Below are 17,645 nucleotides of genomic sequence, written 5' to 3'. Positions count from 1 at the left end.
GGCTATGTTAGATAAATTAGTAATTGCAAACCGAGGTGAAATTGCACTTCGTATCTTGCGCGCTTGTAAAGAGCTAGGGATTAAAACGGTTGCGGTTCACTCAACCGCCGACCGCGATCTTAAGCACGTTCTACTTGCTGACGAGTCAGTATGTATTGGTCCTGCACGCGGCATCGATAGTTACTTAAATATTCCTCGTATTATCAGTGCAGCTGAAATTACAGGAGCAGTCGCTATCCACCCAGGCTACGGTTTCCTTTCTGAAAATGCTGACTTTGCAGAACAAGTTGAGCGTTCAGGCTTTATTTTCGTAGGTCCAAAAGCTGACACTATTCGTCTAATGGGCGATAAAGTTTCTGCTATTACGGCAATGAAAAAAGCAGGTGTTCCTTGTGTACCAGGCTCTGACGGCCCTCTTGATGACGATGAAGCAAAGAACAAATCTTTTGCTAAACGTATCGGTTATCCTGTGATCATCAAAGCCTCTGGTGGCGGCGGTGGTCGTGGTATGCGTGTAGTTCGTTCAGAAGAAGAATTGACTGAAGCGATCGCAATGACCCGTGCTGAAGCAAAATCTTGTTTCAATAACGACATGGTTTACATGGAGAAATACCTTGAAAACCCACGTCACATTGAAGTTCAAGTCTTAGCTGATGGCCAAGGTGGCGCTATTCACTTAGGTGAGCGTGACTGTTCGATGCAGCGTCGTCACCAGAAAGTGGTTGAAGAAGCACCAGCACCGGGCATTACCGAAGAAATGCGTAAGTACATCGGTGAGCGTTGTACTCGTGCATGTTTAGAAATTAATTACCGTGGCGCAGGTACATTCGAGTTCCTTTACGAAAACGGTGAGTTCTACTTCATTGAAATGAACACCCGTATTCAGGTTGAGCACCCAGTAACCGAAATGGTAACAGGCGTAGACTTGATTAAAGAGCAGCTACGCATTGCCGCAGGTCAACCGCTGTCGTTTAACCAAAGCGATATTCAAATTCGTGGCCATGCTATCGAATGTCGTATTAATGCAGAAGATCCCGAACGTTTCCTACCTTGTCCAGGTACTATCGAGCGCTTCCATGCGCCAGGTGGTATGGGGATCCGTTGGGAATCACACATCTATACTGGTTACACAGTACCGCCTTACTACGATTCAATGATCGGTAAGTTAATTTCGTACGGTGAAAATCGTGATGTGGCGATTTCTCGCATGCGTAATGCATTGAGCGAAATGATCATCGACGGTATTAAAACCAACATTCCGCTTCAGCAAGATATTATGGCTGACGAGAACTTCCAAAAAGGTGGCGCAAACATCCACTACCTTGAGAAGAAACTCGGTTTGCAATAAGTTCACTTGCTTGACGATAAAAGGCTACCTTCGGGTAGTCTTTTTTTGTTTATGTACAATCTCAATTCACCTCGATTGATCGGTTCACATGGCATAAAACAGTATCTTTTGCCACAATAGCCCACCTTTTTGACCAGCCCTACTAGTTACTACACTGTATTGAGTAGGAAAACACTTGATAACAACTGGAGATACAGCATGAAAACGCTCTCAGCACGCTATCGCCAAGCCCATAAAGAGGCACTTTGGGCGATAGGACTAGCGTTAGCTTATTTTCTTTGGTGGTACCTATCCGCCTACGGCTTAGCGCCCGCCATCGGTGATCTAAGCATGCCAACCCTATATTTGGGCTTTCCACTCTGGTTCTTGATGTCATGCATTGTCGGCCCGATCATTTTTACCGTCATGTGCGGTGTCATGGTCAAAGTCGTCTACCGAGATCTCCCTTTAGATATTAACCACGAAGACCCCCATGAATAGCCAACTCATTATTCCTATCGTACTGTATCTTGCTGCAGTATTTGCGATGGCACTTTATACCCGACGCTTTCAAAGCAAAGGACACTTTCTTACCGAATACCTAGTCGGTGGGCGTAGCATGGGCGGCTTTGTCCTTGCGATGACCCTTGCTGCTACTTACGCCAGTGCCAGCACCTTTATTGGTGGCCCAGGGGCTGCCTATAAAATGGGCTTAGGCTGGGTATTACTTGCGATGATCCAATTACCCGCAGCATGGCTTACCCTTGGTGTACTCGGTAAGAAATTTGCCATCGAAGCAAGACGTCATAACGCATTAACCCTTAATGACATTCTTTATGCTCGCTATAAAAACCGTGGGGTCGTCATTTTTGCTTCACTGTCATTACTGATCGCCTTTTTTGGCACCATGGTCGTACAGTTTGTCGGTGGTGCGCGTTTACTCCAAACCGTGACAGGCTTATCGTATATGCATGGCTTAATGATCTTTGCGATCACCGTAGGCCTATACACTACAATTGGTGGCTTTCGTGCTGTTGTGATGACTGATACCTTACAGGGCTTGATGATGATCATCGGTACCATTGCGTTACTGGTTGGGATCGTGCATGCCGGCGGAAGTATCGGCGCATTAGTTACCAAGCTTCACGATATTGATCCGGCATTAATTACTCCTTACGGCCCGAACCACTTTCTGAGTCAGCCCTTTATGCTGAGTTTTTGGATTTTGGTCTGTTTTGGTGTTATCGGTCTGCCGCATGCTGCGGTACGTTGTATGTCTTATAAAGACAGTAACTCACTGCACAAAGGCATGGTACTCAGTACCATCATGGTAGCGCTACTGATGTTTGGAATGCACTTAGCAGGGGCATTAGGCCGTGCTATCGTGCCTGATATCGCTAGCCCCGATCAGATCATGCCAACCCTTATGGTAACCGTATTACCACCTGTTGTAGCCGGTGTATTCTTGGCAGGCCCAATGGCGGCGATTATGTCGACTATCGACTCACAACTCATTCAAGCTTCAGCAACACTGCTCAAAGATTTATATATCAACTATATCAATCCAAGCATTGCCAATCATGAATACGCTGAAAAGCGCCTGCCTAAATTATCACTATTGGTAACTGGTATTTTCTCTGGCTTAGTGTTTATCGCTGCGATGAATCCGCCCGACATGATCATTTGGCTTAACCTATTAGCTTTTGGTAGCTTACAAGCCGTATTTTTGTGGCCTCTGGTACTCGGCTTATATTGGAAAAAAGCCTCTGCAACAGGCGCTTTTTCTTCCATGATCGTCGGTTTGAGTAGCTACATTATTTTGTCATTTAGTAAGCCTGATATGAATAGCGTTCATGCGATTGTGCCAACGCTTTTATTAGGTTTGATCGCCTTTATCATTGGTAGCTATGCAAAACCGACAAAAGTAGAAACACCGCAATTAAGCGACTAAAATCGGTTATATCACGCTAAATAATCAACTCCATTAAAGATAGTGCCTGTCGGTACTATCTTTTTTTTATCCCTAGAATGGCATCTGATAATGGGGATTGGTGAAATTTCATGCTAGACTTCGGCCCCTATGTTCAAGTAGTCACAAAAAAAGCGAATAAACCATGCCTTGGATTCAAATAAAACTGAACGCAACTGCAGAGAGCGCAGAAGCAATTGGCGACATGCTAATGGAAGAGACTGGTGCTCTGTCTGTCACCTTCCTAGACGCACAAGACACGCCAGTTTTCGAGCCTATGCCAGGTGAAACCCGCCTATGGGGTGATACCGATGTAATTGGTTTGTATGATGCTGAAGCCGACATGGATTTCGTGCTGAACATGCTTAAAAACAGCCCATTAATTGCTGATGATTTTGCTTACAAAATCGAGCAGTTGGAGGACAAAGACTGGGAACGTGAGTGGATGGACAACTTCCATCCTATGCGTTTCGGTCGTCGCCTATGGATCTGCCCAAGTTGGCGTGAAGCACCAGAGCCAGACGCTGTGAACGTACTATTAGACCCAGGTCTAGCATTTGGTACAGGTACTCACCCAACGACATCACTTTGTCTTGAGTGGTTAGACGGCCAAGACCTAACGGGTAAAACAGTTATCGATTTTGGTTGTGGTTCAGGCATCTTAGCTATTGCAGCACTAAAACTTGGCGCTGAAAAAGTTATTGGTATTGATATCGACCCACAAGCTATCTTAGCGTCACGTGATAACGCAGAGCGTAACGGTGTGTCTGACAATCTAGAGCTATACCTACCACAAGACCAACCTCAAGGTATTCAAGCAGACATTGTGGTTGCTAACATCCTTGCAGGTCCACTACGTGAACTATCACCAGTGATCAAGAGCCTTGTTAAAGACGGTGGCGACTTAGCAATCTCTGGTGTACTAGAAAGCCAAGCGGCAGATGTGTCAACCTACTACAGCGATGAACTGGCTTTAGACCCAGTAATGGCACGTGAAGAGTGGTGTCGCATCTCAGGCCGTAAGGCATAATCACACTAAGTTTTGGGTGCTATTGCTGATTTTTATTTATAAATTTAATCGGTCAATTGATTGAAAATCATACGATTTTGGCAGACAAAATCATCATGCTCAATTATTGGCCTTTCCAGCAGAGCAAAAAATGCGTAAAATGCGCGCCCTTACTGGCACAGTCAGGTAGAGACATTTTGCAAATCGGTCCTTATCAACTAAAAAACCAGCTGATAGTCGCGCCTATGGCGGGTGTGACCGATCGGCCATTTCGTGAGTTATGCCTTCGCTACGGTGCAGGTATGGCTGTCAGCGAGATGATGTCGTCGAACCCAGATCTCTGGAAGACGTCTAAATCGCTCAATCGTATGGTTCACGAAGGTGAATCAGGTATTCGTTCGGTTCAGATAGCAGGAGCTGATCCAAAGTTGATGGCTGAAGCTGCGCAGTTCAGTGTTGAAAACGGTGCGCAAATCATCGATATCAACATGGGATGCCCAGCAAAGAAAGTAAACAAACGATTAGCCGGTTCTGCACTGCTGCAATATCCCAACCTTATCGAAGACATTCTTCGGTCTGTGGTGGATGCAGTGGATGTTCCAGTTACGCTTAAAACCCGTACTGGTTGGGATCTGGAAAATAGAAACTGTGTTGACATAGCCAAACTCGCCGAACAATGCGGCATACAGGCCCTCGCCCTTCACGGACGTACCAAGGCATGTATGTACAAAGGTGAAGCGGAATATGACTACATTAGAGCGGTGAAACAAGCCATCTCGATCCCAGTTATCGCTAACGGTGATATCGATAGCCCGGAGAAAGCACGCTTTGTACTCGATTATACGGGTGCCGATGCTCTAATGATTGGCCGACCTGCACAAGGGAAGCCGTGGATTTTTAGAGAAATCCACCATTACTTAACAACTGGTGAACACCTCGCTGCCCCATCAATTGATGAGATCAGTGAAATAATGTTGGGACATGTTCAAGAACTCCACCAGTTCTACGGTGAATACCTGGGACTGCGTATTGCACGTAAACACGTGTCTTGGTACTTGAAAGAACATGCACCAGCCGGTGATTTCCGCCAGACCTTCAACGCACTCGAGGATGCTCAACAGCAACTTGATGCGCTGCAAGGCTACTTCGAAAACGTTGCATAAATACTAGAAGAGCTTACAGAATTATGTTCGAACAAAATCTGACTTCCGAAGCGTTAACAGTAACAACTGTAACTTCACAAGACCAAATCACACAGAAACCATTACGTGATTCAGTGAAGGCATCCCTTAAAAACTACCTTGCTCAATTAAATGGTCAGGAAGTCGACGATCTGTACGAGCTTGTGCTTGCAGAAGTTGAACAACCACTATTAGACACTATCATGCAATACACTCGCGGTAACCAAACTCGCGCTGCAACCATGATGGGTATCAACCGTGGTACACTACGTAAAAAGCTTAAAAAATACGGCATGAACTAATATATTTAGTTTAAGCTATTGATAAAAAAGCCACCCCTGTGTTTTCAGGTATGGCTTTTTTATTGGCTGCTATTCGGTATTGTTATGCTAAATAAAGCACAATGGCCCGACTTTAATGCAGTTTAAAGCGCTGAATCGTTACCATCAAATCTTCCGAAATTTGATTGAGTTCTTCACTCGATGACGACATCTGATTAGATTCAGTCGACAATGATATCGAGCTATCATTCAAACTTGCCACATTTTGATTAATACTATTAACAGTTAATGATTGCTGCTCTGTTGCGGCTGAGATCTGTTGATTCATTCCTTGTATAGCATGAACTTCTTCAACAATTAAATTCAAAGCTTCTCCTGCTGATTCAGAAATCTTTGACGCATTTTGTGCTTTTTCGGCTCCCTGGTTCATGACACCAACCGCTTGCTCCGCACCTTGTTGTAATTTTTCAATAATGGTTTGAATTTCAATCGTCGACTCTTGTGTGCGCTGTGATAGCGTGCGAACTTCATCAGCAACAACGGCAAAGCCTCGCCCTGCATCACCAGCTCTTGCTGCCTCTATCGCTGCATTTAACGCTAATAAGTTAGTCTGCTCTGCAATGCCACGTATCACTTCCAATACGGTATCGACATTGCGGCTATCTGTTGCGAGTTGGGTGATCACTTTACTGGCTTCACCAATATCTAATGCGAGCAATTGTGACTCTTCAATATTGCGTTGAATAATCACTTTACTGGCTTCTGTTTGTTTCGCCGCTTTAACACTAAAATCAGTGGCATCAACGGTTCTACCTGCAATTTCTTCAACCGCAGTTAGCATTTCCCCCATTGATCCCACAAGTTGATCTGTATCTTCTTTTTGTTGGTTTAAATTACTATCCACTGATGACACCGATTGTGATAAGCAACGCGAAGAGTGAGTCAGTTGTGAGCCTGCATCACTAATACTGTGGATAATGGTCTGAATAGAAATAACAAAACGATTAAAATGTTTCGCAAGTGCAGTTAATTCAGGACCGCCCTCTTCTTTAAGGCGCTGAGTTAAGTCACCTTCTCCCGTTGATAAATCACGCATAGCAGCAACGGTTTCTTTTATTGGCAAAGTAATGCTACGAATAAAATACGCCATCAATAATGACAGTATCGCCAAAATAACAGCAACGTTCACAAACGATAGCCATTGGCTGGCTTGAATATCTTGATTTAAGGCTTTGATATTCATTCCTGCGCCAATCATCCAGCCCCAAGGATGAAAATAATCAGCATAGCTCGTTTTTAAAATCAGTTGATTAGGATCTGATGATGACTTCCACATATAATCAACAAAACCACCACCTTGCTTACCAACACTGTAAAGCTCTTCGACGAATCGTCGTCCATTACCGTCGGTTAATGACAGAATGTCAGTCCCCATCATTTCATCAAAACGGGTCGCTATTTGGTATCCTTCCCTATTTCCCGCAAAAATATAATTTCCGCCATCAAAACGCATTGCGTTCATTACGGCCAGTGCCTGTTTTTGTGCTTCTTCTTCGCTCAATGTGCCATTTGAACTAAGTTCATGATAGTAATTAACAACTCCTACCGCCCCTTCTACTATTTGCTTAATACCTCTCTCATAATTAGATCGCATATGTTGATTAGTTGAGGAAATGTTCAATACAGCAATAGAAATAAGCCCGATGGCAAATAACAGCCATATAATCCAAGCTTTAGTACTAATAGATGCATGTGTTAACGATAGATTCATAGAGCCTCCATATTCTACTTATTACGTTTAATCATGAAATAATTTCGTTATAACGAACAAGATCAATTAGGCTCTAAGTATCTTAAAGCAACACGTTAGACGTGATTAACCAGAACTCAACCTTGCTAAATACTGTTACTATAATGCTTTCTCTCCAGGTATTTTTTATAAATCCAACATATGCGCAATATGTCATACAAGGGCGCAATTGATAAAACACTTGATCTCTAAAAGTGAGCGGTAATAACAGATACAAAAAAGCTCCGCCGAAGCGAAGCTTTTCTTAGTTAGAAAACAAGAAATATTCTATTGATGTTTTAGATCATGCAATGCACTCATCAATGCCTTCAAACCTATTTCTAATTTGCTACGAGGACAACCGACATTCAAACGCACATATCCTTGCCCTTCTTGTCCATAGGTATCACCGCGCATAATGGCGACTTTGTAATGACGAATTAAACGTTGTTGTAAGATATCCATATCCACGCTCAATGGCGTTAAGTCAATCCACACTAAATATGTCCCCTCAGGCACTTGATAATTCAACTCAGGAAAGGCCTGATTTAACTGCTCTGCTACATAACGAAGGTTAGCTTGAAGGTAGTCTTTTAAACTATCGAGCCATACTTCACCTTGGTTATAAGCGACAATATGTCCTATTACGCCTAAAATCGACGGGGACGATAAACCATGTGCCGCTTTTAACTGAGTAAGGTACCGTTCACGCACAGTTTGATCGGCAATAAACGCATATGCGCCGGTTAATGCAGGAATATTAAATGACTTTGACCCCGAAGATACCAACGCCCAATTATCATCTAACGCCACTTCAGACCACGGCATATAATCTTTAAATGCCATATCCATATGGATATCATCGGAGATCACTTTCACCTGATATTGCAAACAGATCTGTGCCATACGGCAGAGTTCATCTCGCGTCCATACTCGGCCTGTTGGATTGTGTGGGCTACACAGTAACAATACTTTACAGTCTGGTTTTGCCGCCTGTGCTTCAAACTGTGCCCAATCAATCTCATAACTGCCACCAGCAGTTTTTAACAATGGGCTTGTTAGCATTAGACGATCATTAGCTGCTAACATATTATCAAACGCATCATAGGCTGGAGTATGAATGAGAACGCCTTCCCCTTGCTTTGTCCATTGCATCACTAATTGCGAAATGATGTAAATCACCGATGGACCATACACAATATAAGCGGGATTGATTTGACTATGATAACGGCGTGAAAACCAGCCTGTGATCGCAGATTTAAAATCATCATGATTCCATCGGCTATAGCCAAATACACCATGTGCTAATCGCTCAGATAACGCTTTTTCAATACATGGCGCAACGGCGAAATCCATATCAGAGATAGTAAACGGTAATAAATCCGCTTCACCAAACCGATCCTCGACATAATCCCACTGGGTACAATAGGTACCATAACGATTTACAGGGGTAGAGAAATCAAACATATCAACCTCTTGCAACAAGCGAAACAGTTATCCAAAACAAAAAATCGGAGCACTAGGCTCCGCAATCATATTATGCCGTCGTTGGCATTAAGCCCTGCATTTCATTTTTTACCATATGCACCTGAGGCCCAATCACGACTTGTAAGTTATGATCGTCAAGCTTAACAACACCCAAAGCACCGTTGGCTTTGAGCACGGCGTCATTAACTAAACTCATATCGTTAACCGATAAACGTAAACGAGTAATACAGTTATCAAGTGACGTAATGTTTGCAGCACCGCCTAGGGCTTCTAAGATAATATCGCCTTTGTAACCCGTCGTTTTATCACCCGTTTCCGCAAAGGCTAACTCATCTTTTACATCAGCCACTTCACGGCCTGGGGTTTTTAAATTAAAGCGCGTGATCACAAAGCGGAATACGCTGTAATACATCACAAACCATACTGCAGCAACAAGAGGTACTAAGTACCATTTCGTTGCCGTACCTTGAAGTACACCGAAAATCAAAAAGTCGATAATGTTGCCATCAGTATTACCAATCGTTACGCCTAATAGGTGCATCGCCATAAAGCCAATACCCGTTAAAATAGCGTGAACAAAGTACAGTGCTGGTGCAACGAACAGAAATAAGAACTCTAGTGGCTCTGTGATACCACCAATCACACACGCAACCACACCTGATAACAATAACGCTTTTACCTTGCTGCGATTTTCAACGCGAGCACAGTGGTACATCGCAAGAGCAGCGCCTGGTAATCCACCAAGGAAAGCCGGCATTTTACCTTGCGATAAGAATGATGTAGCAGAGTTAGAAAAACCGTTAGTTGTTGGGCAAGAAAGCTCTGCATAGAATATATTTAATGCGCCACTTACCGTATTACCACACACATCCATCGTACCGCCAGCTTCCGTAAAGCGCACCAGTGCAACAAGAATGTGGTGTAAGCCGAATGGCAATAACAAACGCTCACCTGCACCGAAAAGGAATGGACCAAATGGACCAGATTGAGAGATTAAGCTACCAATACCATTAATACCCATAGCAAAGTAAGGCCATACTAGCGGTACTAATAGGCCAACCACACCTAGCGTTAAAGTTGAGATGATCGGAACAAAACGCGCACCACCAAAGAAAGCTAATGCATCTGGCATCTTGTATGTATAGAAACGTGCATGCAGTTTCGCCACAATAATACCGACGATCACTGCACCTAAAATACCGGTATCAATCGACTCTATGCCTAAAATAGACTTTACACCGTAAGCTTTTTCTTCTGTCGCATTGCCTAATACGTCAGCCACTGTTAGGTAGAAGTTAATCGATAAGTTAAGTGCTGCGTAACCAACAAAACCTGCAAACGCGGCGACGCCTTTTTCTTCACGAGCAAGGCCTAATGGGATCGCTACCGCGAACATGATAGGTAGATAGATAAATGCAACTAAACCAATTTTGGTCATCCACATGAACAGCAATTGCAGTACGGTATTATCAAGAAAAGGCATACTTTCTTTTACTGCAGCACTTGATAACGAGCTACCAACACCCAGTAAAATACCGGAAAACGCCAAAAGCGCCACTGGCAACATAAACGTTTTACCTAAGCTTTGGAAAAACTCTCATAGCGTTGTTTTATTTGCAGATTTAGACATCATTGTCACCTAATCACTGTTTTATCTTCGTCAAAAACAAAGTGGTAAAACGTTTTATCACTTTGTTGAAAAAAAACGCCGACGAAGATGAGCTCAAAACTTCTGCCAACGCTTTTGCTGAATTACGAAATAAATGATAAAACGTTTTATCAACTTTTATCGGCATCGAGATCACGGAACATATCTCGCGCCAGAACACATATTAAAAACTGTGATCCTGTTAATATTCAGATCATAGATATAACGTTTTATATTGATAGATAAATACAGGGTAATTAACTATCTAATGGATAAATCAAAAAAAGTAAAAATCACCGATGTTGCCAACTATGCCAATGTCTCCGTTTCCACTGTCTCTTTGGTACTTGGCAATAAAGGCCGTATATCAAAAGCAACGATTGATAAGGTCAATCAAGCAGTTGAAGACTTAGGCTATGTTCGCAATAACGCCGCAGCGAATTTACGATCCAATCACTCAAATTTGATCGGCTGGATCTTAGCGGATATTACTGACCCCTTTTATACCGAAGTCACGGCAGGGTTAAGCGACGAGCTTGAACAACATGACCATATGTTGTTTCTTGCCCAATCCAACCATCAAGCAGACAAGTTAATCCAATGTGTCCAATCGATGATCCAACAAGGTGTCGCAGGTATTGCGTTTAGTCCTGTAAGAGAAGCAACAAACCAAGTACTCGATATGGCAAAAAAAGCCAATATTCCTGCGGTTTGCTTAGCCCGATCCGCAGTGAATAGTGAGGTCGATTATATTGGGCCTGATAATCATCAAGCCGCAATGCTTGCAACTCAGCATTTGATCCAACAAGGCCATCGTCATATTGCGTATATTGGTGGAAGCAGTGACTCATTAACCCGTGCAGAGCGTATTGGCGGCTATGGCACGACATTAATGCAATATGGCTTACCGTTTAAAAATGAATGGATAATTGAAGCGGAAAATAACCAGTGCCAAGCCGCTGTTCATGTTCAACAACTGCTGACTCAGCATCCTAAAATTACCGCGCTATTATGCCACCGACCAGCCATTGCATTAGGGGCGATATATGGTATTCAACGGGTCGGAAAAAGTGTCGGAAAAGATAAGTATATTGGTCAAAAAATCGGCTTAATTGGCTTTGATGATACCCCTGAAGCGGCTTTAACTCAGCCTAGTTTAACCATGATCAGCTCTCCTACCCGACAAATGGGACAACTTGCAGGACAACGATTACTCGCAAAAATGAAGGTTCATAATGAAACGGCACAACAGTTTATTTTACCGCCACAATTAATTGAGCGAGGCTCGGCATAGAGATACCAAATAGCGACACATAAAAAAGCTCCACCGAAGTGAAGCTTTAAGATAATCACTATAATTTAAAATTATAAGTAATCACAAAGATAAGCAGTAGTAACCAATACTTTCACATTAAATGAACTGTCACCAGGAACTTCAAAATTATCGCCTGCGTTGTAAGTTTCCCAGTCAACATGGCCTGGTAATTTTACAGTTAATGCACCTTTAACCACAGTCATACGTTCAGGTGCTACCGTACCAAAGGTATATTCGCCAGGTGCCATTACGCCAACACTGACATGGTCGCCCGAAGATTCAAAGCCAATTGATTTTACTTGGCTATCAAAATATTCATTTACTTTTAACATCGATTTTCCTTATCTTTGATTCGTATTAGCAATACGCTATTGATTGAAAATTATCACAAAATTTCACAATACCCTAATGAAATATAATGACGCTAATCACGATATTAATGACATTAATTTAACTTGGTTAATGATAAAAAAACGCTACACTAGTCTTCGAAATTTTATCGAGGGATCTCAGATGTTAAATAAGCATGTTTTAACGGTACTACTGATCGTTTTGTTACCATTAGTTGGTTGTAGCAGTAGCGATAAACAAAATATTAAAGATGGCTTCACTGAAATTGGTCACGCGACCCGTGATGCAACCAAAGCAACGGGACACTTTTTCCGTGATACCACAAAAGATGCGATCCAAAACGCTAAAGAAGCCACCAGCGATTAATTTACACGCTCTATTTCTTGTGCTTTGAACAACATGACTTAGTGTCATCCATAGGATCTGGCGTATCACAGCTATCGTTCAAGGCCTCAAGGATTGAGCAATGGCTCGCATCATCATCCACATGGCCACAACACGCATCATTGATCTTTTTTAACGCTCGTCGAATACGCGTGAGTTCCTTTATCTTCATATCTACTTCATCAAGCTTAGCTTGGGTGATCGCTTTTACTTCCGCACAACTATGTTGACTTGCTTCCAGTCGAATATCTAATAGTTCACGAATTTCTTCCAAACTTAAACCAATGGCTTTGGCCCGTAAGATAAATTTAACTCGCGATAAATTATCATCACTATATAAACGATAGCCACTGTCGCTTCGGCCTGCAGGCTGGAGCAAATTATTTTTTTCGTAAAACCGTAATGTATCACTACTGACCTGACATAACTTTGCTAATTGACCAATCAAATACATCGCCATCTTGCTTATTTCTCCTAAAGACACCCCAAAAGCAAACGTTTGCGTAATCTTCCTATTCATGTAAAATAATGGTCACATTACGCACAAATGAACATTATTGATATATCACTATTGTCATCAGCCACGCTTTGTTGATGTGATGAAAATCAGGATATTTCCCAAAACCAAGTCATACCAAATGGGCTTGGCCTTGGGAAATATTCTATTCAACGTGTAATTAAAAGAGATAGTAGCCATGGAAAACGCTCGTCCTATTCGCCGTGCACTGATCAGCGTATCAGACAAAACAGGTATTGTGGAATTCGCACAGGCTCTTGCCAATCGCGGCGTAGAAATCTTATCGACTGGCGGTACCGCTCGTTTACTTGCCGAGAAAAACATTCAAGTTACTGAAGTTTCTGATTACACCGGTTTCCCAGAAATGATGGATGGCCGTGTAAAAACCCTTCACCCAAAAGTTCATGGTGGCGTACTAGGTCGTCGTGGTACTGACGACGAAGTAATGGAAAAGCACGGCATTAACCCTATCGATATGGTTGTTGTTAACCTTTACCCTTTTGCTGAAACCGTTGCCAAAGCCGGTTGTACGCTAGCCGATGCGGTTGAGAATATCGATATCGGTGGACCAACAATGGTACGCTCTGCTGCGAAAAACCATAAAGATGTAGCGATTGTCGTTAATGCGCATGATTACGACCGCGTACTAACAGAAATTAGCACTAACAATGGCTCACTAACTCATGCAACACGTTTTGATTTAGCTATCTCGGCTTTTGAACATACTGCGGCTTACGACGGTATGATCGCCAACTACTTCGGTACCATGGTGCCATCTTACGGCGACAACAAAGAAGGTGATGAGGAATCGAAGTTTCCACGCACTTTCAATCAGCAGTTCGAGAAAAAACAAGACATGCGCTACGGTGAAAACAGCCACCAAGCAGCAGCATTCTATGTTGAAGCAAACCCACAAGAAGCTTCTGTCGCAACAGCAACGCAACTTCAAGGTAAGGCGCTATCATACAATAATATCGCCGATACTGATGCCGCACTTGAGTGTGTGAAAGAGTTTGATTTACCCGCTTGTGTGATTGTAAAGCATGCTAACCCATGTGGCGTAGCTCTCGGTGACAATTTACTTGAAGCCTACGATCGCGCTTACAAAACAGACCCAACCTCAGCATTTGGCGGCATTATTGCGTTCAACGGTGAATTAGATGCTGCAACCGCACAAGCGATTGTTGAACGTCAATTTGTCGAAGTTATTATCGCACCAAAAGTATCAGCAGAAGCAGCAGCCGTTGTTGCAACCAAGAAAAACTTACGTCTGCTTGAGTGTGGCGAATGGACAACCAAAACCACAGGTTTTGACGTTAAACGTGTTAATGGTGGTTTGTTGGTTCAAGACCGTGACCAAGGTATGGTATCGGTTGATGATTTAACTGTAGTCAGTCAACGTCAACCTACCACAGACGAACTGCGTGACGCACTATTTTGCTGGAAAGTAGCGAAATACGTGAAATCAAACGCGATTGTGTATGCAAAAGGCAATATGACCATCGGTGTCGGCGCAGGCCAAATGAGCCGCGTTTATTCTGCCAAAATTGCAGGCATTAAAGCCGCTGACGAAAACCTAGAAGTTGCGGGTAGCGTAATGGCATCAGATGCATTCTTCCCGTTCCGTGATGGGATTGATGCAGCAGCAGAAGCAGGCATTACTTGTGTTATCCAGCCGGGTGGTTCAATGCGTGATGATGAAGTCATTGCTGCCGCTGACGAGCATGGCATGGCGATGGTATTTACCGGTATGCGCCACTTCCGCCACTAAGTTGTCATCACACACTTAAGTGAATAAACAGTAGCGATTTAGTCTCTGCTCTTTTTAAAAGAGCAGAGATTTTTAAGTATTTAGCGCGAAGCAATAAGGATTAACGATGAAAGTACTGATCATTGGTAACGGCGGCCGTGAACACGCATTAGGCTGGAAGGTTGCACAAAACCCACAAGTAGAAACGGTATTTATTGCTCCTGGTAATGCAGGCACAGCACTTGAACCAAAACTGGAAAATGTTGAGATTGGTGTTGAAGACATCGCAGCATTAGTCGAATTTGCGCAAAATAATCAAATTGGTTTAACCATTGTCGGCCCAGAAGCACCACTGGTTATTGGTGTGGTTGATGCGTTCCGCTCAGCTAAACTGCCAATCTTTGGTCCAACAGAAGCCGCAGCACAACTTGAAGGTTCTAAAGCTTTCACTAAAGACTTCCTTGCTCGCCACAATATTCCAACCGCCGAATATCAAAACTTTACTGAAATCGAACCTGCTCTTGCTTACCTAAAGCAAAAAGGCGCACCGATTGTAGTAAAAGCGGATGGCTTAGCGGCAGGTAAAGGCGTAATTGTTGCAATGACAGAGCAAGAAGCCGAAGATGCCGTACGCGACATGCTAGCTGGCAATGCGTTTGGTGAAGCCGGTCATCGTGTGGTTATCGAAGAGTTCTTAGATGGTGAAGAAGCCAGCTTCATCGTAATGGTCGATGGTAAAAACGTCCTACCTATGGCCACTAGCCAAGATCATAAACGTGTTGGCAATGGCGATACTGGCCCTAACACGGGTGGCATGGGTGCTTATTCTCCTGCTCCTGTTGTTACGCAAGATATCCATGACCGCGTGATGAAAGAAGTGATCTACCCAACCGTTGAAGGGATGGCCGCAGAAGGTGCACCTTACACAGGTTTCCTTTATGCAGGTTTAATGATCATGAGCGATGGCACACCGAAGGTGATCGAATATAACTGTCGTTTTGGTGATCCAGAAACCCAACCTATCATGCTACGTATGCAGTCAGATTTAGTTGAGCTATGTTTAGCAGCGATTGATGAAAAACTCGATACCGTAGAATCTAAGTGGGATCCTCGCGCTTCTATTGGTGTTGTTTTAGCTGCTGGCGGCTATCCTGCAAGCTACAACAAGGGGGATGTAATTTCAGGTTTACCACAGCAAGAAATCGCTGGTGAAAAAGTCTTCCATGCAGGTGCTGCAAATAACAACGGCAATATCGTTACTAACGGTGGTCGTGTGTTATGTGCAACGGCAATGGGTGATACCGTCCTTGAAGCACAACAGCGCGCTTATGCGTTGGCAAAACAAATTTCGTGGGATGGTATGTTCCATCGTGACGATATAGGCTATCGTGCTATTGCTCGTGAGCAACAATAAAACTCATTCCTCCCTCCTGAGTTAAAAAAACGCGCTTAATCAGCGCGTTTTTTATTGTATTTTTTTAAAAGCATTTATTGCTTAGTATCAATCAATTTAGGTGCTTGTAGACAAGCCTCACTCACCACATCCGGTAACAGCTTATTAATTCTTAACTTACCTTTTTTCTGCTTGCCAATTGCCGCCCAATAATCCGTCGGGGAAAATGAAAATAATACAGTAGGATCACTCACCGTCATCGGCTGTTGAGTTTGACAAGAAATCAATTGATGTTGCCGCCAATATCCTTGTTCAAAATATTGGTTTGTACTTTTTAATTGTTCAACTCGATGGACTAAATATTCGCTGTGCTGTTTGAGCTCTGCTATTTCATTTATCGTTAACGGTAAGATATGACCATCTTCTTTATAGCGTTGATAAACTGCGGCACCTTGACTATCGAAGCGAAGTTGTAATTCAAAGGGAACTTGCTGCCCATCGATTAACCGATCCCCCTGTTGCAACAGCGTCTTAAGCTTACCTGACTGCCATTGGTAATCACTTTGGTAATCACCTTGCTTGATACTATAAACACGCTCTCCTAGCCGTTCTGGAGCATTCTGACGGGATAAATACCAATAGATATGTGTACCATCTGATTTTTGCTCAGCAACATTCACCTTAGTGATCGGTAATGCGGTGTTATCAGCAAGGTTTCCTGCAACACATCCAGAAAGGATAAGAGGAAGAAGAAAAGAAAAGAGAAATGAAATTTTAGACATAAAAAAAACGCCAGACGAATAATTCATTCTGGCGGTATCACAATTACTTCAATGCATCTTTTAGTGCTTTACCAGCAACAAACGCAGGAACGTTAGCTGCAGCAATTTGAATTTCAGCACCAGTTTGTGGGTTACGGCCAGTGCGAGCTGCACGATGGTTTACTTTAAATGTACCAAAGCCAATTAGTTGAACCTGGTCACCATCTTTTAGCGCATCAGTAATGCCGTCAAGAGTAGATTCCAAAGCTGCTTTTGCTTGTGCTTTAGATAGATCCGCTTTTTCTGCGATCAGGTCAATCAGTTGGGTCTTGTTCATTAGGTTTCCCTTCTAAGGTTTTTTCGTAAGACGGGACAACTCTAATTCAAAAGAAGCCCGTGTGGCAAAGGTTTGTCTGCTTTATTCGACTCAGGTGCGGACTCTTTAACCACAATCTGAGCGCAAGTTCACAAAATGTTACTAA

General features: G+C 43.1%; 16 protein-coding genes and 1 pseudogene. 10 read left to right on the top strand and 7 right to left on the bottom strand.

The features are described from left to right. The first annotated feature begins 4 nt into the window (after positions 1-4). From accC to fis, 6 genes are all read left to right on the top strand, one after another. Positions 5-1,348, top strand: a complete 1,344-nt coding sequence (gene accC, locus SKA34_RS22400; RefSeq protein WP_006647679.1) for an acetyl-CoA carboxylase biotin carboxylase subunit — start codon at positions 5-7, stop codon at positions 1,346-1,348. A gap of 198 nt (positions 1,349-1,546) precedes the next feature. Then, positions 1,547-1,828 (top strand): YhdT family protein, encoded by a 282-nt coding sequence (locus SKA34_RS22395; protein WP_006647680.1) that lies wholly within the window; start codon positions 1,547-1,549, stop codon positions 1,826-1,828. Continuing rightward, the gene (gene panF, locus SKA34_RS22390) at positions 1,821-3,278 is read left to right on the top strand and encodes a sodium/pantothenate symporter (RefSeq protein ID WP_006647681.1); all 1,458 of its coding nucleotides are present in this window, start codon (positions 1,821-1,823) and stop codon (positions 3,276-3,278) included. Before SKA34_RS22395 ends, panF begins: the two co-directional genes overlap by 8 nt. A gap of 163 nt (positions 3,279-3,441) precedes the next feature. Continuing rightward, the gene (gene prmA / locus SKA34_RS22385) at positions 3,442-4,326 is read left to right on the top strand and encodes a 50S ribosomal protein L11 methyltransferase (protein WP_006647682.1); all 885 of its coding nucleotides are present in this window, start codon (positions 3,442-3,444) and stop codon (positions 4,324-4,326) included. A gap of 176 nt (positions 4,327-4,502) precedes the next feature. Beyond that, a complete protein-coding gene (gene dusB, locus SKA34_RS22380) occupies positions 4,503-5,468 on the top strand; it encodes a tRNA dihydrouridine synthase DusB (RefSeq protein ID WP_005372649.1) in 966 nt (321 codons plus the stop codon). A 23-nt stretch (positions 5,469-5,491) separates the two neighbouring features. Next, positions 5,492-5,788 (top strand): DNA-binding transcriptional regulator Fis, encoded by a 297-nt coding sequence (fis, locus tag SKA34_RS22375; protein WP_005372656.1) that lies wholly within the window; start codon positions 5,492-5,494, stop codon positions 5,786-5,788. Positions 5,789-5,900: 112 nt separating this feature from the next. Here fis and SKA34_RS22370 read toward each other — a convergent pair whose 3' ends face one another. The 3 genes and pseudogenes from SKA34_RS22370 to malX all read right to left on the bottom strand — a co-directional run bounded on the left by SKA34_RS22370 (position 5,901) and on the right by malX (position 10,674). Then, on the bottom strand, positions 5,901-7,538 hold the full coding sequence (locus tag SKA34_RS22370) for a methyl-accepting chemotaxis protein (protein WP_006647683.1): 1,638 nt from the start codon (positions 7,536-7,538) through the stop codon (positions 5,901-5,903). Between the two features lie 306 nt (positions 7,539-7,844). Next, positions 7,845-9,023, bottom strand: coding sequence for a MalY/PatB family protein (locus SKA34_RS22365; protein ID WP_006647684.1), 1,179 nt, complete (start codon positions 9,021-9,023; stop codon positions 7,845-7,847). 70 nt (positions 9,024-9,093) lie between these two features. Beyond that, positions 9,094-10,674, bottom strand: a pseudogene (gene malX / locus SKA34_RS22360) (maltose/glucose-specific PTS transporter subunit IIBC). A gap of 286 nt (positions 10,675-10,960) precedes the next feature. On the opposite strand from malX, the gene malI reads away from it, so the two are divergent. Then, positions 10,961-11,986 carry a Mal regulon transcriptional regulator MalI gene (malI, locus tag SKA34_RS22355; protein ID WP_006647686.1) on the top strand — a complete coding sequence of 342 codons (1,026 nt, stop codon included), beginning with the start codon at positions 10,961-10,963 and terminating at the stop codon, positions 11,984-11,986. 71 nt (positions 11,987-12,057) lie between these two features. On the opposite strand, the gene SKA34_RS22350 is transcribed toward malI, so the two are convergent. After that, the gene (locus SKA34_RS22350; RefSeq protein WP_006647687.1) at positions 12,058-12,339 is read right to left on the bottom strand and encodes a pyrimidine/purine nucleoside phosphorylase; all 282 of its coding nucleotides are present in this window, start codon (positions 12,337-12,339) and stop codon (positions 12,058-12,060) included. A gap of 181 nt (positions 12,340-12,520) precedes the next feature. Here SKA34_RS22350 and SKA34_RS22345 point away from each other — a divergent pair, with 181 nt between their 5' ends. Next, positions 12,521-12,724: a hypothetical protein gene (locus SKA34_RS22345; protein ID WP_006647688.1), complete on the top strand. Its 204-nt coding sequence runs from the start codon at positions 12,521-12,523 to the stop codon at positions 12,722-12,724. Between the two features lie 10 nt (positions 12,725-12,734). Here the strand turns inward: SKA34_RS22345 and zntR are convergent, their stop codons facing one another. After that, positions 12,735-13,196 (bottom strand): Zn(2+)-responsive transcriptional regulator, encoded by a 462-nt coding sequence (gene zntR / locus SKA34_RS22340; RefSeq protein WP_198138512.1) that lies wholly within the window; start codon positions 13,194-13,196, stop codon positions 12,735-12,737. Between the two features lie 241 nt (positions 13,197-13,437). On the opposite strand from zntR, the gene purH reads away from it, so the two are divergent. Together purH and purD are read left to right on the top strand one after the other, a co-directional pair. Beyond that, on the top strand, positions 13,438-15,030 hold the full coding sequence (purH, locus tag SKA34_RS22335; protein ID WP_006647690.1) for a bifunctional phosphoribosylaminoimidazolecarboxamide formyltransferase/IMP cyclohydrolase: 1,593 nt from the start codon (positions 13,438-13,440) through the stop codon (positions 15,028-15,030). A gap of 106 nt (positions 15,031-15,136) precedes the next feature. Then, positions 15,137-16,423, top strand: a complete 1,287-nt coding sequence (gene purD, locus SKA34_RS22330; RefSeq protein WP_006647691.1) for a phosphoribosylamine--glycine ligase — start codon at positions 15,137-15,139, stop codon at positions 16,421-16,423. A 74-nt stretch (positions 16,424-16,497) separates the two neighbouring features. On the opposite strand, the gene SKA34_RS22325 is transcribed toward purD, so the two are convergent. Together SKA34_RS22325 and hupA are read right to left on the bottom strand one after the other, a co-directional pair. Then, positions 16,498-17,184, bottom strand: a complete 687-nt coding sequence (locus SKA34_RS22325) for a DUF1481 domain-containing protein (RefSeq protein WP_006647692.1) — start codon at positions 17,182-17,184, stop codon at positions 16,498-16,500. A gap of 43 nt (positions 17,185-17,227) precedes the next feature. Next, positions 17,228-17,500, bottom strand: coding sequence for a nucleoid-associated protein HU-alpha (gene hupA, locus SKA34_RS22320; RefSeq protein WP_005372678.1), 273 nt, complete (start codon positions 17,498-17,500; stop codon positions 17,228-17,230). Positions 17,501-17,645: the final 145 nt, after the last annotated feature.

It is taken from the genome of Photobacterium sp. SKA34 (assembly GCF_000153325.1).
GTDB lineage: Bacteria > Pseudomonadota > Gammaproteobacteria > Enterobacterales > Vibrionaceae > Photobacterium.
The sequence above is the reverse complement of the archived record's forward strand: the minus strand, read 5'-3'. Positions and strand labels throughout refer to the sequence as shown.